We start from the raw sequence: 21,303 nt of genomic DNA, 5'->3' as shown, positions 1-21,303 counted from the left end.
GTAGGTTTTGCGAATGTTCAAGATCGTATTGACATGAACATGCAACTGGCTCGCAATCTCTTTATCCTTCATCTTTCCACCCGGACGATGTTCGTCAGCCAGAAGCAGGACATGCGCGCAGGATCAATCGTGCGGCGGCCTTTCCTTTAGAGACAAATGCCCTCAACGTTTCTCGCTCTTCGGCAGTCAGGCTAACGGGATATTTATTCTTTGGCATAGGTCATTACCTCTTTTTGGCATTACTATACCACAATCGCTACTATTCTACACGTTTTGTTCTGATAGAGTTAGTAATCATTCATCGTGGTAGCTGTTAAGCTATGGGGTTTGGGTCAGTCTCTTATGTCATTGTCATTGCGGGTTGGTTTAGCATTACTCTCTCGATGTTGACCTAAATATTTAATGATTATCAGCTAACGCTAACACAACATTAAGGATTATTGTTTCCCCTAAAATAAACATAGCCCCACCCTTTATCAAGTAGGACTATGTTTATGTATGCTAACGCTTACGATAATAAAATCGAGAAGCCTTAATTTTATTACCACACGTGGTCATGCTGCACCATCTGCGGGCTTTATTTTTGGATTTATCGACGAAGAGCAGCACACATTCATCATTCTCGCACGGTTTTAACCGATCTAAAGTATATTCATCCGTAATGACATCCAAAAAAGATTTAACGATATGATGAAGTAGCGGGGAATCTATTTGTTTCGATTCATATGATAATGAAGGAAACATTGGAAGTCCAGGAAGAATATTCGGATGAATATCAAATTGTCGTATGAAGTCGTTAAACTTATTCAAGTGTTCCTTATTGATTTTCCGTTTGTATGCAAAGTCTTGAAAACAGTTGTGAATCAAATTTCGTAGGGATTTAAAATACTGAAAATTGACATCTAGTGATTCGTAAGGAATATCCAATTCAAGTTGTTGAGTCCAGTTGTATAAGGAACTTGGGGATGCAAGTAAGTCTGTCTTTGAGCCATTAACTATTTTAATGGTGTTAGAAAAATCTACAGAAACGTCTCCTCCAACGAAGACAAAATTCAGATGATTACTAATAAAATCAACTCCTAACCAGCAAAATGTCCTTTACTTATAAAATTATAGAATATAGTTAGTAAAAAACCAAGTACCTATAGTGACGCGCTATAGGTACTTTTAATGCAAAAAAGAATGTCATATAATCTAACAATTTTATAACCATCTATTGACTGATAGATGGTTATTATGGTATAAATTAAGCAATAATAAGACAATTCGTGTTATTTAAAATAACATGTATAGTAAAATTTTTAAAAAAAATTATTTTTTGGAGGTGTTTTTATAAAGTATGACTTATGTTTGTAAGTAAAAATGACATATTAAAGTTAGGTTTTTATTAGCTCATCAAGAAGAAAGGTGGGATACGAAAATGTCATTGATGAATCTGAATGAAATGAAATTGTATGAGAATTTTTTAAAGAAGGAATTAGTTTCTGTTGCATGTATTGTTGATGAGGAAGGATATTATCCGGAGTCCATAATGAGAGGGTTAGGCGAGTTGGGGGCCTTCCAAGTTTCAGGATTAAGTGAACAGGATGCATTATCAAAAAGACTTGAATTAATTGAATTATCAGCTAAATATTGCGTTTCTACCTCATTTCTTATTTGGTGTCATACTACCGCCATATCTTTTGTATTGAATTCTAACAATGAATATTTAAAGAAAAAATTGCTTCCTTTACTGGAAGACGGTCAAGTGTTAGCAGGTACTGGATTGTCAAATCCCATGAAATATTATGCTGGAATGGAACCGATTCGTCTGAAAGCCAAAAGGGTTGACAAAGGATATAAAATCAGTGGAGTCACCCCTTACGTTTCTAATGTGGGTCCCGGACATTGGTTTGGTATCATTGCTCAAGTAAATGAGAAACAGCGAATTTTTACAATGGTTGATTGCGATTCTTTAGGACTTTCCATGACAGAACATAAGGATTTCTCAGGTTTGAACGGAACGCGATCATTTACCTGCCGATTTAATGATGTATTCATTCCAAATGAATTCATCATTTCTGATTCAGCTGATCAATTCATTCCAATGATTCGTTCCAGTTTCGTATTAACTCAAGTCGGTATGGGATTAGGATTGGTGCAAGCATCAGTAGATACAATGCTCAAAGCCATGAACAAGCAGAATGGAACCAATAGATATATGGATATTTGCCCTAGTCAAATACTAGATCAAGTCACAGCACTTCAGCAAAAAGCATATTTACTATCCGGATCCTCTAAAGATGAAGACTTTATTTCAGCAGTGCAAATTCGTTTACAAACAGCTGAGTTGGCGTTAAAGGCAACTGAAACAGCGGTTTTATATCAAGGGGCAGCAGGGTATTTCCGTAAATCTGATTGTATGAGGAGGTTGCGTGAAGCTTTATTTATCGCCGTGGTAACTCCAGCGATTAAACACTTGAAGAGACTGCTTCATGAGCGCAATTCAGTACTCAGTTAAAGTCAATTCTAATTCTCGTTTGAATTTTAGTATCAATTGATTTGATAAACTATTACTATTTCAACTATTAAAGCACAGCACAGTCATAGAAATACTGATCCTGTTTGTTGAGGACGAAGGGAGGAAACGTGTGAAAAAAGAAATGGAAGTCCCAATCTTACATCATTCTGTTGAAATGGGACCTTATACTGTGGAGGAAACTATGTTTCAGGCGGCTAATATCAGCCAATCGAAATGGGAGATGTTGAAAAAACGGCCATTTGCTTTCTTTCTGCATGCTTTTTCTGGTGGAGCTATAGTGGCTTTCGGAGCAACGTTGTCCCTTTCTGTCTCAGTAGGAATACCTATACCCGGTTTGCAGAATTTGATCATGGGCATCGTGTTTGGCTTTTCATTGATTGCTATTATGTTGTCCGGTATGTCCTTAATTACAGCAGAAATGGCTTTAGGAATTATCGGGGTATTTCACAAAAGGATCACTCTTTTACAGTATGCAGTGTTTGTCATAGCAGGATATATCGGTAATGCTGTGGGAAGTCTCTCCTTTATGTCCCTTCTTGCTCTTGCTGGGGGCCCTTTCGACAAAAGTATTTTTGTTTTGAGGGCACACGCCATTGCCGTATCCAAGACTGGAATGAGTGGGTTATCCATATTTGTTCTAGGTATATTGTGTACCTGGTTCCTGCAAACCTCCATGTTTCTGTACTTAAAAGCAAGGTCTGATACAGGAAAGATGATAGCAGCCTATTATGGACCCTTTGCTTTCGTTGGTAGTATGACCGAACATGCCATTGCAAATATTGGGTTTATTGCGTTACCGCTATTTATGCAGCACGAATTTACCCATTTGACAAATATAGCTTTAACGGAAGCAGGACCAACAGCATGGCTTCATTGGGGGTTTGGCAGATACGGATGGGCATATAATCAAATTCTAACTTTAATGGGTAATTTTATAGGTGGAGTTCTTTTTGTAGCAACGATCTTTCATTTTATTAGTGATCCCCGAAAAATCATGTTGCTCTATAAAATAATCAAGATCCGTTCCTAAGAGATCGTATATTCATAATATTAAATGTAATAAAAAGGAGGCGGAATATGGAAGATTACACGATTTGGAATCCTGTTGTATGGGGGATATTCATTGGAGTGAACATCATTATTGTTGTTGCCATCAAATTGTTTCAGATTCGTTATCCCCAGTTTCCTGAAGGTGATTTATCCAAGGGACAGTCGATGAAGATCAGAGATGTAATGACTCCTACTAGAGTATCTCCGGATAAAACGAAAATAGTTGTCGAAGCGGATGAATCTGTGGAGGTAGTATATCCCCTTTTTCTAAAACATTCGGAGGAATACCTTTACGTCAAGGATCAAGAGGGTTCCGTTGGAATTATTTCACTGGATCAAGTATTGGGATTGAAAAGTACATGTAAAAACAAATATTTAAGAAAGGGCCAGAACAATGAAAGTTCTACCTATGTTTGATTCTTTGATCAGTACGTTTATCAAAGAAGAGCCTATGGAAATTGCACATCGCATTTGTAGGAGACTGGAAGAACAACAGATCAACATTTACGCTGTAGTGGATCATCAAGCGGATATGAATGCACTTCAAGTGTTTTCATATCCTGCTTTTACCATCATGTTTGGAAATCCTCGTATAGGTTCAAAACTACTAGAAAAATTGCCCTGCGCCGCAATTGACATTCCACTAAGGATTGCAGTAATCCAAGCTGAATCAGGACAAGGGAGTTATGTCATCTTTCGTGATATTGAACGCCTTTTCGAACAGTATATTGAGAAAGTTGCGGAACTTCGTGAGTGGGCTCAGGAAATCAATCGGACCCTTCATAAACTTGTGGATCAATCCATTCATAATCATAAATGGGAGGAGTAACGAAAAAATGATAGCTAATAACACAGTAGAAGTGATTCTAAAAGCTAAACAACTAAAAGGATTGACTTTTTCGGAAATAGCAGAAGCAGTGGAACGATCAGAAGTGTGGACGACTGCAGCACTTATGGGACAACAAACTATGAATGCCCAAGAGGCCGAAGCCGTGGTCAAACTTCTTGATTTGCCGGAGGAAGTAGGTACTTTCTTGCAGACAATTCCTTATCGTGGTACATCTGTCTCATTGCCACCAACAGATCCAACCATTTACCGTTTCTATGAGCTTATTTTAGTATATGGAGAAGCGATCAAAGCATTAATTCATGAAAAGTTTGGTGATGGAATCATGAGTGCCATCGATTTCAAAATGGATATGGCGAAAAAAGAAGATCCGCAAGGTGCTCGGGTAGTTATTACGTTGGATGGTAAATTCTTACCATATAAAAAATTTTAGTAGGGAGGAAGTAAAACATGGAATAAACCTTGATGCTAGAACAAATGTAGTTGGATTAAAAGAAATGGCTCAATTATTCATCAATATCAATAAGTAACACAGAAAAGCGAGGAATGGCTATGGCAACAGCAATCAACGCTAAACAGTTGAAAGAATTAATGGATTCCGAAAAAGGAGTGCTGATTTTGGATATAAGAGCTTCATCGGCATATGAGAAATGGCATATTGAGGGGAAACATGCCATTACGATGAATCTACAGCATATTAAAGTCAAAGAATTAGGATCTGCTGTGATCGATTTAATCCCTCGTGACCAAACTGTAGTAGCGGTTTGTGAGAAAGGGATAGTGGCTAATCAAACAGCATCTATTCTTGAAAATCTTGGATATGATGTGGTCTACTTATCAGGTGGTATGCAGGAGTGGTCCGACTTTTATGAAACCATCGCTGTATATTGTAATGATTCGATACAACTTTATCAGATTATTCGCCCGGCAAAAGGTTGCCTTTCCTATTTAATTGTATCGGGAAACGAGGCGGTGGTGGTCGATCCTAGCCGACATATTGGTATTTATCAAGATTTGGCGACTAAATTAAATGTTTCTATTCGACATGTAATCGATACACATCTTCATGCTGATCATATTTCCGGAGGAAGAGCCTTGGCGGATGTTTCTGGTGCTGAGTATTGGATTCCGGAAGAAGAAATGAAAGGTTCTTTGCGGGAGTATTCCTCGCTTAAAGATCGGAGGATCTTTTGCTTTGGAAACGGAAATCTGGAACTTATCAGTATAAAAACACCTGGGCATACTATTTCCAGTATGTGTTTGCTTTTGGACGGCGCGTTTTTATTATCAGGTGACACTTTGTTCGTCAATGGTATCGGACGACCCGATTTAAAAGGACGTGCGGAAGAAATGTCAGGAATTCTTTTCCAGACAGTTACCAAAATATTAAATCCGTTAAAGGATGAACTCATGATACTACCTGGCCATTTCTCTCGAATATCCGAAATAAATGGACATGGCTTTATTGGCGAGTCATTTGCTCATATTAAACATAAAACGGATCTGTTGAATGTGCAAAATAAAAAGGAATTTATTTGCAGTATTCTTAGCCGTCTTGGTGAAACACCGCCTAATTTCGATCTAATCACTAAGATTAACCAAGGGAAATACGAAGCTAATCCAAATGAACAAATCGAGCTAGAAATAGGTCCAAATCTTTGTTCTGTTGAAAGTAAATAATTAATATGTAAAAATAAAACAAAATATTGGACATAATAACTTTTGGCGGTTATAATAAAACTAGATTTAAATATCCAAAAATTAAATTTATTATGGAGGAAAAAAATGACACAAATGAAAATGCTAGAACAAATCGATGTAGTTGGATTAAAAGAAATGGCTCAAAAGGCAGAAAACCAACCGGAAAATTATAAATTGGTTTCCAAAGCGACAACCGTATGTAAGGGTGGATTTTTAAATTATACGTATGTTCGAGATCTAGACCCGGTTATTATTGATGAACCTTGTCACTTGTTTGGAACGAATTCTACTCCTAACCCCTCTGAACATGTATTAGCCGCTCTAGGGGCTTGTTTGGCGGTAGGATATATGGCGAATGCAACAGCAATCGGTATTCCTTTGGAAGAGCTTCGCTTGGAACTAGAAGGAGACATTGATATTTCGCCGGTATGGGGGGTAGCTGATACGCCGGAAGATCGGGTGGCTGGTTTCACAGAAATTCGCGTAAAAGCATTTGTTAAAGGTAACCTCACTCCTGAGCAAGAGAAACATATACAGGAGAAGGTGTTAAAATGGTCTCCTGTGGCTAACACCATCCGTAACAATGTCAATTTAGTAGCAGAGTTAAATCCTCAGCAATAACTAACTAATCCTCTTTTTTGGGAATGAGTGATTTTCCCGAAAAAGAGGATTGATTTTTGTGGAATGAGAGAGGAGGGAGTATGTACACAGGTTTATCTTCACTGTACCTACTAGAAAAAAACATTAACACTACAGAAATAGGGCTTGCTGAACGATTCATTACCCCATAGATTCCACTCGTAAAAAGCTAGGCATAAACGATCTGAAAAATACAAAAAAGAAAAGCCGTAATCGCCGCTCCAGGTTCATGACGAGCAGTTGCAGCGTAATGACGGTTTCGCTTGTTTGTTGAAGGCGCGTTTGAATAAGGCCCAGCCCATAGGTGCGCTTGCCTTCGCCGAATTTGCCTTCAATGGCATTGCGCTCCGACGCATCACGTTGTGCCAGCCGTTTTTGCTCCGTCTGCTCTTTCTTCGATGGACGACCGAGCTGCGGTCCGCTTAGACGGATGCCTCTGTACGGTTTCCCGGTCGCTTAGACCCAGACGTTGTTGGATGATTAGGGATCCGAGTGCGATGCGAACGGAAAAGGCCTTTTGCCCTTTGAATGTCTTTTTGAATGTCTTTTTGAATGGCTTGGCATATTTCTCTTTCGCTTTCCACCAGGGAACGAGGCCCGCTAACGTCACCCAACGGATATCTTTATTCAATTTTCCGCCAAAGGGCAGAAAGAAATCATCGGGTAGGATGAGCTGATTTTCGGTCATTTTATACACATTCACACACTCCACGTGCAAGGTTTTTCGAGGGAATCCTACAAGATCCATGCACATGAATTCGTGATAAACGTTAGAAAACCCTTGTGAATACTGGATTTTTTTATTATTCAGCAAGCCCTAATTATCTAAACTGATATAATTAGGCTATGGTTAATTATAGAAAAAACCACACAACCGTATCACTCATTAACTATCACTTTTTTTTTGTCTTCGTTATCGAAAGAAGATATTTCTTAAAACAGAAGTCGAACAACGTTCAAGGAAATAGTTAGAGACATATGCGATGAGCTAGACATTCAAATCATCGCCATTGAAACAGATAAAGACCATGCTCATCTCTTTTTAAATGCTCTACCTACACTTAGTCCTGCTGATATTATGGCAAAAATTAAAGGAATAACTTCTAAGCGGCTGAGAGAAGAGTATAAGCATCTTCAGCATTTGCCAAGCCTATGGACACGCTCCTATTTCGTTTCTACCGCAGGAAACGTATCAAGTGAAACGATAAAACGATATGTCGAACAACAAAAAACAAGGGGATGAATGGTATGGAAAACCGAGAGATTTTATTGTCAATTTCTAATATGTTAATGGAAATAATTGAGCAACACCCCCCTTACAGTGGGTGAGAAGAGAAGAACCATTTCCACATTTATTAAAGACAAAATCTGTTATGACTATTCAGGAGAAGTAGAGATAATGAGCGTGGATGAGTTTCAAGCGATCGTTTCTGATCGAGGAGATAAAAAGTGGTACTCTTATACTTTAGAAGAATTATTAGATAATATCTATACCATTCAGTGGACTCTTACTTATACATTTAATTTCGGAAAACATTGGATTAGTTTTAAAAACTTATTGGAAGAAAGGTTTAATGATGGAAATACAACCATTTTCAACTTTATAATGAAGATGGAAATGAATTAAACGAAGAGTTGGAAATGGAACTCGATCAAAGTCTATATGACTTTCTGTAGTGCACATCTCATGAGATATATGTGAGAAAAATCTTAAAGAAATATAGGTGAACTCTTTGGAGCAAACGATCACACTGAAACTTGAACTGCATAAATCAACGAAAGCCAAATAAACACTCTATACACATATGACAAAAGGTAACACAAATACGAATGGGACCTTGTATCCTTTCCTACGCTTGAAAAACGGATAGGTGTGCCGGTTGTCGTTCACTCCTATCAGCAAAAGTGGTTAAATTAGTAAATCCCAAATACACAAGCCAAACCTGCAAGTGTGGTCATCGCGAGAAAGCTAACCGAAACAAAACAATTTTCTGTTGTAAACAATGTGGTGATATCATCCACGCCGACTTGAACGGTGCAATCAATATAGCCACAGCAATTAGTGGGATATCTGCCTAGTATCGTGGTAACAGCGATACCGCCTATACAAGTACGAGAATAATTGTATAGGACGGGGTGATGACACATCCCTTATCTTGGAGGAACTACGGATAGTAGAAATGCACTTCCGACTACCACCCAAGAATCCCATCGGCTTTAGCTGTTGGAGTGTCAAATGTTTCACCACGTAAAGAACAATTAAAAGAAATGATTTTCCTGGACATAAATGGAAAGGAAATTTATCGCAGATAGTAATTCCTTACAGTTAGTATATGAGAAAACCTTCTTGACGATTTAAAGTTAAGAGGGGATTGCATTATTTGGGTATATCAAACGAGAAAAGAGGCATACCGACTAATCACGCCTGACATGCCTCTTAAGGTCCTTAAATTATAAGTCCTAGAGAAAATGATCCAGTGAAATGATAGGCAGCAAATCCGTTTGCTCCTGTCCTGGCCAGTCCGGATGTTAAATTAATGATTTGACCCGATTTCTGTTTTCGCATAGGAAGACACTTTCTACTTACTAAAAAGGTGCTGGTCAAATTATTTTTGAATTGATCGTTCCACGACTCCAGACTGGTATCAGTGACAGAGATGTGTTCAAATACAGCCGCATTGTTGATCACCACATCAATTCGACCGAAGTGAGAAACTACCTGATCAACTAAAGATCTGACTTCCTTTTCTTCGGAAACATTAGCGGGGATGGCCAAATGTTTATTTTGATGTTTACTCAATACACGGACATATTCAAACTTTTTATGGCTATCATCTCTACCTCAAGAATTATCATACCAAAACCATCGGTAAAGGTGTATAAAATTTACTATAAAATCAAAAAAACCTCTGCAGATGTGGTTTTTAATAGATTTCATATTGTCTGTAAAGATATGCTAAGACGCATCGAACTGTAGCTGTCAATATGCGAAACGAAGCACATATAGATTAAAACGGCTGGCAGAGTTATAATAAAGGTAAACTGGCTGTGTTCAGTAACGTAAAGGTGGTGACTTTCCATGAAAAGTCGTGATAAAAGGCGAAAGAAGAAACGTGACCTTTTAAAGGATTACTTGAAAAACAAGTTGAAAAATTGGCAGCCTAAACCTGGTAAAAAACCTGTATCTAGCTATAAAACGACAGCATAACAGAAAAGCAGACGTTCACAAATCACTATATTTTTCCGGGAATGAAAATCCGATTTTTTTCTTAGCGTAGGAAAAATCGGATTTTAAACTTTTTCAAACTTCTGACCGAAAATAATTCTCATTTTATACACATTTGTCGAGAATCCTCTCTTTACTAATGATAATTAATCTCATATAATAGGGCTATCAATTGATAATAATTATCGTTATCTATGCAGAGGTGAGGGGACATGTTTTTAACAGATATTAAACCGGGGAGTAAAGCGAGAATTCTGGATACCGGAAGCGTGAGCGATATGGTTCGCCGGCGCCTGATTGATTTAGGCATTATGGAAGGTTCTATTATTAATATTAAACGCATTCTTCCATTCGGGGGTCCTTTTGCTATTGAGTCGGGCGGACAATGGATCGGTATTCGCCGATGCGAAGCGAAAAGAATTCAGGTTGAGGCCATATGATAAACGTTGCTTTAGCCGGGAATCCGAACACCGGAAAAACCTCACTTTTTAATATTTTGACCGGCTCATATGAATATGTCGGAAATTGGACCGGCGTAACCGTTGAGAAGAAGGTCGGTATCCTCAAAAACAAAAAAGGCCAGTTAATTGACCTACCCGGAATTTACTCGTTAAACCCACTGTCACGTGATGAAGGAGTTGCGACCCAGTTTCTTCTATCTGGAGATTTTTCCTTGATTCTCAATATTGTAGACGCCTCTCAAATCGAACGAAATTTATATTTAACACTTCAATTGCTTGAATACGGAAAACCGATGCTGATTGGCCTGAACATGATTGACGTTGCTAAGGGCAGAGGGTTTGTCATTGATGAGGCGAAATTGTCGAAACGGCTGCATACACCGGTCGTGCCTATTGGGGCTCGGACCGGAAACGGATGCGACATACTTGCCAGCAAGTTTACTGATGTCAAAGAATACACAATGGAACCGCTGTTTATTGACTACGGCCCTTTGCTTGAGCGGGCAGTAACAGAATTAATGGCAAAAATAAATGATGTTCCCTTACAATCAAAACGCTGGCTTGCTTTACAATTTCTGGAGGGGAATGTTCTCGTTCGTGAACTTCTTGAGAAGTATGTGAATGCGGCTGAGTTACAGTTATTATTCGCACAAACGGAACAGGCCATTCTGGCTCAGGCGTCTGCAAAATCGCTGCAGCAGTATATTCGTCGGGCGCGCAGCGAATTCATTACGGATATTATGAATGAATGTGTGACTCACACAAAAAATGTAGAATATACTTTATCAGACCGGATCGATCAGATTGTTACCAATAAAGTACTGGGAGTACCTATCTTCCTTTTGTTTATGTATCTGACTTTTAAGCTGACGTTTGATTGGTTGGGCAGTCCGCTGTCAGACATGCTGGATGCCTTTATAACAGGTCCTGTCACGAATACGCTGACAGCCTTACTTACTGCCGCCGGGGCTTCCGCGTTCATTAAAGCAGTCGTTCTGCAGGGAATCGTGGCGGGGGTTGGAGGAGTTCTCGTATTTGTGCCACAAATATTCATCCTGTTTTTCCTCATTTCGTTTATCGAAGATTCGGGGTATATGGCCCGGGTTGCCATGGTGATGGATAAGCTCATGGAGATGATTGGGCTTAACGGGAAGGCGTTTATTCCGATGATTATCGGTTTCGGCTGCAATGTGCCGGGAGTCATGGCGGCACGGACGATTGAACAGCCTAACGAGCGGTTGTTAACGATTATCCTCACTCCGCTCATGTCCTGTTCGGCCCGTCTTTCCGTATATAGTCTGTTTGTCGGAGCTTTTTTTGCCCATAATCAGGCCATTGTTGTTTTCTCATTGTATGTGCTCGGCATCATGGTGGCCCTTTCTCTGGCTAAACTTTTCTCCTCCACGATATTTAAGCAATCAGACTCTATGTTCGTCGTTGAACTTCCACCGTATCGTTTTCCCCAGTGGCGGACATTGTTGCGCAGTACGTGGGAGAAAGGGAAAGGGTTTGTAAGAAAAGCGGGAACATTCATATTCGGGGGTTCTGTTATCATCTGGTTCTTAAGTTACGCCGGACCCGGCGGCCTGAATGTAAATATGAACCAAAGCTTTCTTGCCATGATTGGCGGTGCGTTGGCACCTGTACTGGCCCCGCTTGGTTTTGGCACATGGCAGGCCGGAGCGGCGCTTCTTACCGGGTTTCTCGCAAAAGAAGTGGTTGTCTCAACGATGAACATTATCTATGTTGCACCCGATATGCACACGCTGCAAGGGATGATGGCAGGCTTTTTTACTCCGCTTCAGGCTTATAGTTTTATGGTGTTCCTGTTGCTCTACATTCCGTGTCTTGCAACGGTGGCGGTTATCAAAAAAGAAACCGCCTCGCTTAAGTGGATGTGGTTTTCGATGGGGTATGCGCTGGCGATTGCCTATATTATCGCCCTCATCTTTTATCAGGGCGGAAAGCTTTTCGGGTTTCATTAACCTGCAACGAAAGAAGGGTTTAGCATGGTATTTAATATTCTCTTTGGGGTTCTCATTTTTGGGTATGCCGGATGGACACTCGTTCGCTTTGTAAAAAGAAGCAAAGAAGGGAAATGTGCAGGCTGCTCGTTGAAAAAGAGCTGTCAAGCAGCCTGTGAAACGGCGTCTGCACAGGTAGATTTGTCCACTCGTTATGCGAATCCCGATGTCCATTCGAATGAAAAATATGTAGAGAATAGATAAAAAAATAGGCAAACACAAACCAGGCGACGATTTCCGGTTTTAACTCGGACAATATTGGGATAAACCGCACAAGTCAAACGAATCTAATATATAGCGCAAGAGGCTGTTGGCGAAAAATGTCAACCGCCTTTTCTTTTCTTCGTCGGCCAGGCTGAACCTGTCTCCATCTGCAGACGGAGATGAAAACCAATCCGGAGCCAGTTCTTTGAAAATAGTCATCGGGTTAAGATAGGGTCAGAAAAGGAAATTACCAGTAACATAAGGGAGGAACATATATGTGGAAGCGGAAAGGATCCGGTACATTTGGGATGGTGCTTGTGGTGATCGGGGCTTTGATGCTGCTCGGCATGGTGGGGATTCATATTGGCTGGCTCATCGCCCTCATCATTCCGTGCTTCATCATCAACCGGGGCTGGCGCATGTTTCATAAATCGGAAAGCGGGTTTAAACGCGGCATAGGCGGCCTGCTGATCATTTTCGGTTTGCTCTGGCTGACCGGTATGCTTCATGTGATTATCGGCCTGGCTATCGCCGCATTCATGGTATACGCTGGCTGGAAGATGATTAAAGGTCAACGTTATTCCGGGATGGTCGCATCAGTGGAAGGCCTGGCGCACAACCATTTTGCCGGACAGGCTGATCATCCTGTGACAGGACAGGGGCCTGTCGATGAGTTAGACGAATGGGAAGAGCGCACGAAAAAATCATTGTAAATATAAGTGAAACAAGGCAATGTAACGCAATGCAATGCAATGCAAGGCAAAAACGTGAAAAGAAAAAGTACTGGAGGAATGTTGGGAATTTTAAAACGCGTTCGGGATATTACAATGGCTACGATTAATGAAGTCCTTGACCAGATCGAAGTTCCGGTAACGATGCTCAACCAGTTCCTGCGTGACATCGAGGAGGAGCTCAGTAACGCACAGACCGCGGTTGCCTATCAAATCGCCGCCGAACAAAGGTGGAGCCGCCTTGTGGAAGAGATGGAGCACCGCATAGCGAAACGCACCCGCCAGGCACAGTTGGCAGTAAATGCAGGGGACGACACGATTGCACGCCGCGCGTTTGCGGACAAACAAATCTGTGAAGCAAAAATCGAGGAATACCGCGCTCAATACGAAGCGGTTAAAAATCAGACAGGCGTTTTACGCCAGCAGTTACAGGAGCTTAAGGACAAGTATGAGGAAATGCGCAATAAGAAGCTGCTAATCCCTAATGTACTCAATAGGATTCCAATTCCGATAAGAATAATCATGATGCCCAACAAATATGTGAACACACGAGGTTTCTTCACGATCTCTCACCTCCCGGTCTAAAGAAAAAACAGCCATAGCCGGTCCAAATCCATGCTATGGCTAGATAAACAATATCATAAAGCGAATCGGTGACTCAACGATGTTTATGCTGTTAGTCCAAGTCGTTATTCGTTCGTTTTAGCCAGTTCAATCCCGGCTGCTTCGTTTTTTGCTGCCTTTAATCGGGACAGCTCGTTTTCAACGTGTTCATTAATCTTTTCTTTTTCATAACCGTAGTCAAAATTACCAAAGGGAATCGAAGATCATATTTTCCGGATTCTGCAGGAGGCTATTTCCAATGCTCTGCGGCATGCGAAGGCAAGCCGGATTGAGGTCAAACTTTTTATGGTCCAGCACAATATTCATTTTCGTATTTCAGATAATGGGATTGGTTTTTTAGAAGGAAACGAAAAGAAATCTTCCTCTTACGGAATGAGCCTGATGACGGAGCGTGTTGCAGAAATCGGCGGTATCCTCACCATTTCTTTATCGCCCGGACACGGGACGATGATTGAAGTGATTGTACCGCTTGTCACAACATAAACGCTGTTCATCCCGACGGCAAAGTTATTGTCCTGACAAGCTTTATGATGACGAAAAAGTGTACCCGGTGATTGAAGCGGGCGCCTTTAGTTACTTGCTTAAAACCACGAGCGCTTCAGACATTGCTCAGGCAATCCGTTCCGCGTACCGCGGCCAGCCCGTTTTAGAAGCACAGGTCGCCGGTAAAATGATGGCCCGTTTTCGCCACCATGATTCCCTACCCCATGAGCAGTTGACGTATCGGGAACTGGAGGTTCTGGCCCTCATCGGACAGGGGAAATCGAATCAGGAAATTGCCAACGATTTATTTATTGGCATTAAAACGGTAAAAACCCACGTCAGCAATATCCTTAGTAAATTGAATGTGGAAGACTGGACACAGGCGGTCATTTATGCTCACCGCCATGGAATTTCCCAATAAAAAACCTCCTTCCCATTACCATCAATGGTTCCAATGGTAAACGCGGAGGGGGTTTTGTTCATCTGGCCTCACGGGCAGAACAAAGCGAGGCACAGGGTTTGCCCCTGCATAAGCAGGCGCCTTATCCTTTGAAATCGTCACTTTGGTGCCTAGCGGGACTAGGCTGAACAGTTCCTCCACATCGTTGTTATAAAGCCTGATGCACCCTTTTGATACGGCTTTGCCGATGGAAGTGGGGTCGTTCGTGCCGTGTACCGCATACCTCTCATCGCTTAAAACCAGTCCACGCGTTCCGAAAACTTTGCTTTTAGACAGCGGCTGATTTACTTTTAGCACAACATGATAAACGCCGATTGGCGTCCGGCTCTCGGCACCGAGCCCAATCGGGTACGATCTGACAATATTTCGGCCGCTCAAGACCAAGAGACGGTAGGAAGGCTTATAGATTTTAATTTCGATAGGTTCCAATTGATAATTTGGTTCGTCCAGCTGATATAGTTTGACTGCTTTTTGTAGGCTGCCCCAGGAGCTGGCAGGGTTAAAAAGAGTGGGGCGGTATACAAACCCCTGCTTTAGTTGATGTACTTCTTTCATCTGGGGAGTTTCCTGCAGTAAGTTTCCTTTGCCGGATGGGAGCTGCGAGAGAAAATTGCCCGGGAAAGGGCGAAGCAGTTCTGGCAGTCTTACTGGCAAAGAGCCTTTGGACACATAGTAATGATATAAGCCGCTGCGCAGGACAAGTGCTTCTTCAAGACGTGTACGCTGTGAGGCTATCATCCGCTTCACATTGTTTATTTCTGGTTCCTGCCCGCAGGCGCACGCCGGGTTAAAGAAAGTAATAGAAGAGCCGCCGCTGCGTGCGATGTACCGCAGCGAAGAAGGCTGATAGAAGGGGAGCGGTTCATATAGGGGCAGCCCCACAGCCTGCGGAACAGCGACAATAATGGGAATCTTTCCATCCGGGTAGTGCCGCTTTTGGATATATTTCTTCAAATCGGTTGTTAGCTGGTCTGGTTTTTTCCCGGCGGGTACGGCGATAACCTCATAAAAAGGATAAGACGCGGCCTCAGGAGCATACGCACGCTTAGGTGGATAGAACTGAAAGTAAAAAAACAGAAGCAGGATGCTCACCCATTTCAAAGTTTTTATCCCAATCTTTTGTCCCATCTCCGACTACCCTCCAGTCATTAGGAAAGAAAAAAGGGCACAGGGAAGTTCCAAATCCTCCCTGTCCCTTTCTATTATCGGAAAAAAACTAAATTTTCATAATACCGCCGGTGCTGGCTGATGTAACAAGTTTAGAATAGCGGGCAAGATAGCCTGTTTTTACCTTGGGCTCGAATCCTTTCCAGTTGGCTTTGCGGCTTGCAAGTTCTTCATCTGACAAATGCACGTTCATTTGGCGTGACTCGATATCAATCGTAATCAGATCACCGTCTTCCACGAATGCAAGCGGTCCGCCCTCTGCCGCTTCCGGTGAAATATGCCCAATGGATAAGCCGCGGGAAGCACCGGAGAATCGGCCGTCGGTAATGAGCGCGACTTTGGTTCCAAGCCCCATGCCGACAATTTGTGAAGTAGGTGCCAACATTTCCGGCATGCCGGGTCCGCCTTTTGGACCTTCATAGCGAATCACCACAACGTGGCCTTCTTTTACTTTGCCGCTGGCTATTCCTTCAAGTGCTTCTTCCTGGGATTCAAAAACGATAGCTGGACCTTCATGACGTGTGATCCCTTCCTGCACGGCACCGGATTTAATAATGGCACCGTCAGGAGCAAGGTTTCCAAACAGAACGGCGAGGCCGCCTTTTTCGGTGTGCGGTTTATCTATCGGATAAATGACATTTGTATTTTTTATCTCGTGGCCTTTAATATTTTCGCCTAGTGTTTTTCCCGTAACCGTCAGGCAGTCCAGGTGGAGAGCGCCTTCCTTCTTAGAAAGCTCATGCAGCACAGCACTCACCCCGCCTGCTTCAGCCAGATCCTCAATGTGCCAATCTGAAGCAGGAGCAAGCTTGGCTAGGTGTGGAACGCGTTCCGCTACCTGGTTAATCCGCTCCAGAGAATAGTTGATGCCCACTTCATTTGCAATGGCGAGCGTATGAAGAACCGTATTGGTTGAACCGCCTAGAGCCATATCGAGGGCAAATGCATTGTCGATTGTTTTCTCGGTAACGATGTCGCGCGGCTTGATGTCCAGCCTAATAAGCTCCATTAACTGGTGGGCTGTGCGGCGGGCCAACTCTTTCCGCTCCGGATCAACGGCAAGGATCGTTCCATTTCCCGGGAGAGCGATGCCCATCGCTTCAGCAAGGCAATTCATGGAATTGGCCGTAAACATTCCGGAACAGGAGCCGCAGGTTGGACATCCGTACTGCTCCAGCTCTTCCAATCCCGCGTCATCAATTAATCCCGCCTGGCGGGCCCCTACACCCTCAAACACAGACGTCAGGGAGATTTTTCTCCCTGTTTTTGTTACGCCGGCTTTCATCGGACCGCCGCTGACAAAAATACTTGGGATGTTAAGGCGCATAGCAGCCATCATCATCCCCGGTGTGATTTTGTCACAGTTAGGGATGCATACCATCCCGTCAAACCAGTGAGCGGCTACCACCGTTTCAACCGAGTCCGCGATAATTTCCCGGCTCGGCAGTGAATAGCGCATTCCGATGTGCCCCATGGCAATTCCATCATCCACACCGATGGTATTGAATTCAAAAGGTACCCCGCCCGCTTCACGAATGGCTTCTTTTACAACTTTGCCAAATTCTTGAAGATGCACATGACCCGGTATGATATCAATATAAGAGTTACATACGGCAATAAATGGTTTATCAAAATCTTCTTCTTTTACCCCGGCAGCCCGCAGCAGACTGCGATGCGGAGCCCGGTCAAACCCCTTTTTAATCATGTCACTTCGTAAGTTCGCCACTGTTTAATCCCTCCACCTGCTTGATTCTGGTTACTTAGATTTTTACTATTGTATCATTATTTTAACAGCTTGTATATTTTTGAAAATTATTCCTATTGTGAATAACGGTTTATCTATAACATTTTTTCAAAAATTCGTTTACAGTAGAAACATAGTCTGAAAAGGCTGCAGCAAGGGCGAAATTTTTGAGTATAGCGTCAATGGTTGGAAACAATAGCTAACAGAATAGGAAAACAAAAAAAGGGAGGTTTATTATGGCGGACAAACAAAATTTACATCCAAACAACCCTGACCAGGAATTTATCCCATACATACCGGCCCATGAGACACGCCCGGAATTCACATGGACGACGATTATTTTAGGTGGTGTACTCGCGATTTTATTTGGTGCAGCGAATGCGTACCTTGGTCTCATCGTAGGGATGACCGTGAGCGCTTCTATCCCCGCAGCCGTTATTTCAATGGCCATTCTGCGCGGAATTATGAAAAGAAGCTCTATCCTGGAAAATAACATGGTGCAAACCATTACTTCAGTAGGGGAATCGCTTGCGGCAGGGGTCATCTTTACGCTTCCCGCCCTGTTTATTTGGAAGCTTCAACCCAGCCTTACAACAATCGGCATCATTGCGCTTGCCGGCGGGATACTCGGTGTGATCATGATGATTCCTTTGCGGAAAGCGCTGATCGTGAATGAACATAAAACGCTGCCTTACCCGGAAGGAACCGCCTGTGCAGAAGTGCTGATTGCCGGAGAAAAAGGTGGAGGGCTTGCCAAGCTTGTTTTCGGCGGCCTTGGGCTTGGTGCGGTATTTAAGCTAATTGAAGACGGAATTAAAGCATTCCCGTCTGAAATTGAATGGGAAATTCCCGGATTCAAAAACGCAGCGGTCGGAATGGATACGCTTCCGTCCCTGCTCGGTGTGGGTTTTATCATTGGACCGCGTATAGCGGGATTTATGCTTGCAGGTGCTGTACTCGGCTGGTTGGGAATCATCCCGTTAATCAGTTATTTTGGAAGTTTTGTTACGCATCCGATTTTTCCGGCGAAAGACCCGATTAGCCATCTTGGTTTCTGGGATATCTGGAGCAACTATCTGCGCTACATCGGCGCGGGGGCTGTAGCATTCGGCGGTATAGTCAGCCTGGTTAAATCCTTGCCAACCATTGTTTCTTCTTTTACCATCGCGCTGAAGGGTTTCTCCGGCAGCAAGGAGCGGAGTCAAACCGTACTGCGTACGGATCAGGATATGCCTATTCCATACATTATCGGTCTTGTTGTTATTTTAATTGCGCTGCTAGCGTTTTTCCCGAAAATTAACATCGGAATTTCTGGTGCTCTGCTCGTTATGCTTTTCGGCTTTTTCTTTGTTACGGTATCGTCCCGCATTGTCGGGATTGTAGGGAGTTCGTCCAACCCTGTTTCCGGGATGACGATTGCGGCTTTAATTATTATCACTGTTATCTTGAAGGTAATCGGCTTCAGCGGGCAAAGCGGTATGATTGTAGCGATTACCATCGGGGCTGTTATCTGTATTGCTGCCGCAATGGCCGGAGATACGTCCCAGGATTTAAAAACAGGGTTCCTCGTTGGGGCGACCCCTAAATTCCAGCAGTATGCTTTAATGTACGGTGTTTTTATTACGAGCTTGACGATCGGACTTGTGCTTATGCTGCTGGATAACGCATATGGATTTGGAACAAAGAATCTGCCTGCTCCACAGGCTACCTTAATGATGATGGTCGTTGAAGGGATTATGAAAGGAAACTTGCCGTGGAACCTGATCTTTATCGGGATGGCGTGTGCCGGCCTTGTTGAATTAATGGGGATTGGTTCTCTTCCTTTTGCTGTTGGCCTTTATCTTCCGATTCACCTCAGTACACCTATTATGCTCGGAGGCGTCATTCGCGGCTGGATGGAGCGGCGTGAAAAGAACGAAGAGGTTCTTAAAGGAAAATTGGAGCGCGGCATTCTTCTCTCATCCGGTTTAATTGCGGGAGAAGCGCTGATGGGCATCATCATTGCGCTCGGGGTTTCGGCCGGTCTTAAATTGCCGGACAACCCGTTCTTTAGCCCGTGGGTATCTTTGATTGCCTTTCTTGCCGTTGCCGCCGTTTTGATTTTTATTAGCAACAACCAGCGGAAAGCTTCCTGATTTTTTTAACCAGACTGCTATACTTAAAGCCATATCGTTAAAGATATGGCTTTTCGTCTGTCTCCGTAACGATACAAAAGACCCGAAAATGCCACAAATCCTGACAGGGAATACCTATTTGTGAGTCGAATCCAATAGAAGGCAACGCAGGATAGCCGTATATCATTTACGTATTTAGGGGGAGCCAGACGATGAAAAATGATAAAATTTCCATTGTGATAATTGGTGCGGGGGAAACCGGAACACCACTGTTAAAACAATTGCTTGATGCGGAATTTGTTCAAGTGATCGGCATTGCCGATCTGGATGAAAATGCACCGGGAATGGAAATCGCCCGTCAAAAAGGAATTGAAACCACAACGAACTACATGAAGCTAGTGGAAAAGGGGGAAGAGGTTGACATCATTATCGAAGTGACCGGCGTACCGAATGTGCGCGAGGAACTCCGCCATTATATGCAGGAAGCACACAATCAGCATACGATTATCATGCATGAGAAAATTGCTTTACTTATGATGTCGCTGTCTAAGGGGCATCTGGTTAAGATGAAGCATAGTGAAATGGAGTACAAATAAGAAAAATCTTATGAAGCGGTACAATAAAATCAGTCTGGCCGTTCTCCTGAATACCGGACCGTTTATATATGCGAACTTTATCAGCGGCAATCTTATAATAAGAGGAGGCAAAGTTCGGGAAGAGTTCACCAAAAATGGGACTTGCATTTTTGTTTTACCTGTGATATTTTCTAGAAGTCACTGTGATCATAAGCTTCGTTATGGTACGTGGAGAGTTACCCAAGAGGCTATAAGGGGCTCCCCTGCTAAGGGAGTAGACGGGTTATACCGTGCGAGGGTTCGAATCCCTCACTCTCCGCCATCTGGGATCGCAGTTTTTAAAGCAATACAATCCAATATGGCGGTGTAGCTCAGCTGGCTAGAGCGTACGGTTCATTGTAATGCCCCCCATTGTCAAGACACAATTTCGAAAAAAATAAGTTATGTCCTCCTTCGATTGTAATGGGGCGCAGGCGCGATTTAAGCGACCCGCGCATGGATTTCTTCTGGCGTAGCATACCCCAACGCCTGATGTGGGCGTTCGGTGTGATAAAATCTTAGATAGGCCGTGATTGCTCTACGAAGCGCTCGTGGATTCTCGTATTCATTCAGATAGATCAACTCGTATTTGAGCGAGCGGAAGAAGCGTTCTGTACGGCTGTTGTCCCGCGCGCGGCCTTTGCCATCCATCGACACGTTCACGTGATGCTCCGAAAGCAAATCCAAGTAGTC

General features: G+C 42.8%; 22 protein-coding genes, 1 tRNA gene and 5 pseudogenes. 21 read left to right on the top strand and 7 right to left on the bottom strand.

The features are described from left to right. Nucleotides 1–501 precede the first annotated feature (501 nt). Nucleotides 502–1,056 carry a CGNR zinc finger domain-containing protein gene (locus H525_RS29605; RefSeq protein WP_425387701.1) on the bottom strand — a complete coding sequence of 185 codons (555 nt, stop codon included), beginning with the start codon at nt 1,054–1,056 and terminating at the stop codon, nt 502–504. A gap of 364 nt (nt 1,057–1,420) precedes the next feature. On the opposite strand from H525_RS29605, the gene H525_RS0113525 reads away from it, so the two are divergent. The 7 genes from H525_RS0113525 to H525_RS0113495 all read left to right on the top strand — a co-directional run bounded on the left by H525_RS0113525 (nt 1,421) and on the right by H525_RS0113495 (nt 6,740). Beyond that, a complete protein-coding gene (locus tag H525_RS0113525) occupies nt 1,421–2,500 on the top strand; it encodes an acyl-CoA dehydrogenase family protein (protein ID WP_027416634.1) in 1,080 nt (359 codons plus the stop codon). 130 nt (nt 2,501–2,630) lie between these two features. After that, nucleotides 2,631–3,551, top strand: coding sequence for a formate/nitrite transporter family protein (locus tag H525_RS24115; protein WP_051331039.1), 921 nt, complete (start codon nt 2,631–2,633; stop codon nt 3,549–3,551). Nucleotides 3,552–3,598: 47 nt separating this feature from the next. Then, nucleotides 3,599–3,988, top strand: a complete 390-nt coding sequence (locus H525_RS0113515; protein ID WP_027416633.1) for a hypothetical protein — start codon at nt 3,599–3,601, stop codon at nt 3,986–3,988. After that, the gene (locus H525_RS0113510) at nt 3,966–4,400 is read left to right on the top strand and encodes a DUF302 domain-containing protein (RefSeq protein ID WP_081413407.1); all 435 of its coding nucleotides are present in this window, start codon (nt 3,966–3,968) and stop codon (nt 4,398–4,400) included. The genes H525_RS0113515 and H525_RS0113510 overlap by 23 nt, the downstream gene beginning before the upstream one ends. A 7-nt stretch (nt 4,401–4,407) precedes the next feature. Next, entirely contained in the window at nt 4,408–4,851 is a 444-nt protein-coding gene (gene cynS / locus H525_RS0113505) for a cyanase (RefSeq protein ID WP_027416631.1), read from the top strand. 119 nt (nt 4,852–4,970) lie between these two features. Further along, nucleotides 4,971–6,098 carry an MBL fold metallo-hydrolase gene (locus H525_RS0113500; RefSeq protein WP_051331038.1) on the top strand — a complete coding sequence of 376 codons (1,128 nt, stop codon included), beginning with the start codon at nt 4,971–4,973 and terminating at the stop codon, nt 6,096–6,098. Nucleotides 6,099–6,203: 105 nt separating this feature from the next. Then, entirely contained in the window at nt 6,204–6,740 is a 537-nt protein-coding gene (locus H525_RS0113495; RefSeq protein ID WP_051331037.1) for an OsmC family protein, read from the top strand. A 159-nt stretch (nt 6,741–6,899) separates the two neighbouring features. Here H525_RS0113495 and H525_RS27370 read toward each other — a convergent pair. Together H525_RS27370 and H525_RS27365 are read right to left on the bottom strand one after the other, a co-directional pair. Beyond that, nucleotides 6,900–7,193: pseudogene (locus tag H525_RS27370) on the bottom strand (transposase); the annotation flags it as partial. Continuing rightward, the gene (locus tag H525_RS27365) at nt 7,114–7,455 is read right to left on the bottom strand and encodes a transposase (protein ID WP_027416628.1); all 342 of its coding nucleotides are present in this window, start codon (nt 7,453–7,455) and stop codon (nt 7,114–7,116) included. The pseudogene H525_RS27370 and the gene H525_RS27365, both read right to left, overlap by 80 nt. A 149-nt stretch (nt 7,456–7,604) precedes the next feature. Here H525_RS27365 and tnpA point away from each other — a divergent pair. From tnpA to H525_RS26415, 3 genes and pseudogenes are all read left to right on the top strand, one after another. Beyond that, nucleotides 7,605–8,001 (top strand): annotated as a pseudogene (tnpA, locus tag H525_RS26425) (IS200/IS605 family transposase). A gap of 156 nt (nt 8,002–8,157) precedes the next feature. Then, nucleotides 8,158–8,385 carry a hypothetical protein gene (locus H525_RS26420; protein ID WP_081413406.1) on the top strand — a complete coding sequence of 76 codons (228 nt, stop codon included), beginning with the start codon at nt 8,158–8,160 and terminating at the stop codon, nt 8,383–8,385. 281 nt (nt 8,386–8,666) lie between these two features. Beyond that, nucleotides 8,667–8,837 (top strand): annotated as a pseudogene (locus H525_RS26415) (zinc ribbon domain-containing protein); the annotation flags it as partial. 367 nt (nt 8,838–9,204) lie between these two features. Here H525_RS26415 and H525_RS26410 read toward each other — a convergent pair. After that, a pseudogene (locus H525_RS26410) lies at nt 9,205–9,576 on the bottom strand (SDR family NAD(P)-dependent oxidoreductase); the annotation flags it as partial. A 261-nt stretch (nt 9,577–9,837) separates the two neighbouring features. On the opposite strand from H525_RS26410, the gene H525_RS29030 reads away from it, so the two are divergent. The 8 genes and pseudogenes from H525_RS29030 to H525_RS24090 all read left to right on the top strand — a co-directional run. Further along, complete coding sequence (locus tag H525_RS29030) at nt 9,838–9,966, top strand: hypothetical protein (protein ID WP_281172622.1); 129 nt, start codon at nt 9,838–9,840, stop codon at nt 9,964–9,966. A gap of 230 nt (nt 9,967–10,196) precedes the next feature. Next, the gene (locus tag H525_RS0113470; protein WP_027416626.1) at nt 10,197–10,424 is read left to right on the top strand and encodes a FeoA family protein; all 228 of its coding nucleotides are present in this window, start codon (nt 10,197–10,199) and stop codon (nt 10,422–10,424) included. Continuing rightward, nucleotides 10,421–12,430 (top strand): ferrous iron transport protein B, encoded by a 2,010-nt coding sequence (gene feoB / locus H525_RS0113465; RefSeq protein ID WP_027416625.1) that lies wholly within the window; start codon nt 10,421–10,423, stop codon nt 12,428–12,430. The genes H525_RS0113470 and feoB overlap by 4 nt, the downstream gene beginning before the upstream one ends. A gap of 24 nt (nt 12,431–12,454) precedes the next feature. Further along, nucleotides 12,455–12,673, top strand: a complete 219-nt coding sequence (locus tag H525_RS26405) for a FeoB-associated Cys-rich membrane protein (protein WP_081413404.1) — start codon at nt 12,455–12,457, stop codon at nt 12,671–12,673. 275 nt (nt 12,674–12,948) lie between these two features. After that, a complete protein-coding gene (locus H525_RS24100; protein ID WP_051331036.1) occupies nt 12,949–13,386 on the top strand; it encodes a LiaF transmembrane domain-containing protein in 438 nt (145 codons plus the stop codon). Nucleotides 13,387–13,464: 78 nt separating this feature from the next. Beyond that, a complete protein-coding gene (locus tag H525_RS24095) occupies nt 13,465–13,989 on the top strand; it encodes a PspA/IM30 family protein (protein ID WP_245590486.1) in 525 nt (174 codons plus the stop codon). A gap of 234 nt (nt 13,990–14,223) precedes the next feature. Further along, nucleotides 14,224–14,511, top strand: a complete 288-nt coding sequence (locus H525_RS0113445) for an ATP-binding protein (RefSeq protein WP_081413403.1) — start codon at nt 14,224–14,226, stop codon at nt 14,509–14,511. Between the two features lie 11 nt (nt 14,512–14,522). Then, nucleotides 14,523–14,932: pseudogene (locus H525_RS24090) on the top strand (LuxR C-terminal-related transcriptional regulator); the annotation flags it as partial. 21 nt (nt 14,933–14,953) lie between these two features. Here H525_RS24090 and H525_RS24085 read toward each other — a convergent pair. Next, on the bottom strand, nt 14,954–16,099 hold the full coding sequence (locus tag H525_RS24085; RefSeq protein WP_051331034.1) for a L,D-transpeptidase: 1,146 nt from the start codon (nt 16,097–16,099) through the stop codon (nt 14,954–14,956). 88 nt (nt 16,100–16,187) lie between these two features. Continuing rightward, nucleotides 16,188–17,864: a dihydroxy-acid dehydratase gene (gene ilvD / locus H525_RS0113430; protein WP_027416623.1), complete on the bottom strand. Its 1,677-nt coding sequence runs from the start codon at nt 17,862–17,864 to the stop codon at nt 16,188–16,190. Between the two features lie 254 nt (nt 17,865–18,118). Between ilvD and H525_RS0113425 the strand changes: the two genes are divergently transcribed. The 3 genes from H525_RS0113425 (at nt 18,119) to H525_RS0113415 (ending at nt 20,893) form a co-directional block, all read left to right on the top strand. Next, nucleotides 18,119–20,017: an OPT family oligopeptide transporter gene (locus H525_RS0113425; RefSeq protein WP_051331033.1), complete on the top strand. Its 1,899-nt coding sequence runs from the start codon at nt 18,119–18,121 to the stop codon at nt 20,015–20,017. Between the two features lie 191 nt (nt 20,018–20,208). Next, the gene (locus tag H525_RS0113420) at nt 20,209–20,592 is read left to right on the top strand and encodes an oxidoreductase (protein ID WP_027416621.1); all 384 of its coding nucleotides are present in this window, start codon (nt 20,209–20,211) and stop codon (nt 20,590–20,592) included. Nucleotides 20,593–20,801: 209 nt separating this feature from the next. Further along, nucleotides 20,802–20,893: transfer RNA gene (locus H525_RS0113415), tRNA-Ser, on the top strand. Between the two features lie 158 nt (nt 20,894–21,051). On the opposite strand, the gene H525_RS0113410 is transcribed toward H525_RS0113415, so the two are convergent. Further along, nucleotides 21,052–21,303 (bottom strand): integrase core domain-containing protein (locus H525_RS0113410; protein WP_027416620.1); only part of this gene is annotated, 252 nt, incomplete at its 5' end.

Source organism: Aneurinibacillus terranovensis DSM 18919, from assembly GCF_000430625.1.
Lineage (GTDB): Bacteria > Bacillota > Bacilli > Aneurinibacillales > Aneurinibacillaceae > Aneurinibacillus_B > Aneurinibacillus_B terranovensis.
The sequence above is the reverse complement of the archived record's forward strand: the minus strand, read 5'-3'. Positions and strand labels throughout refer to the sequence as shown.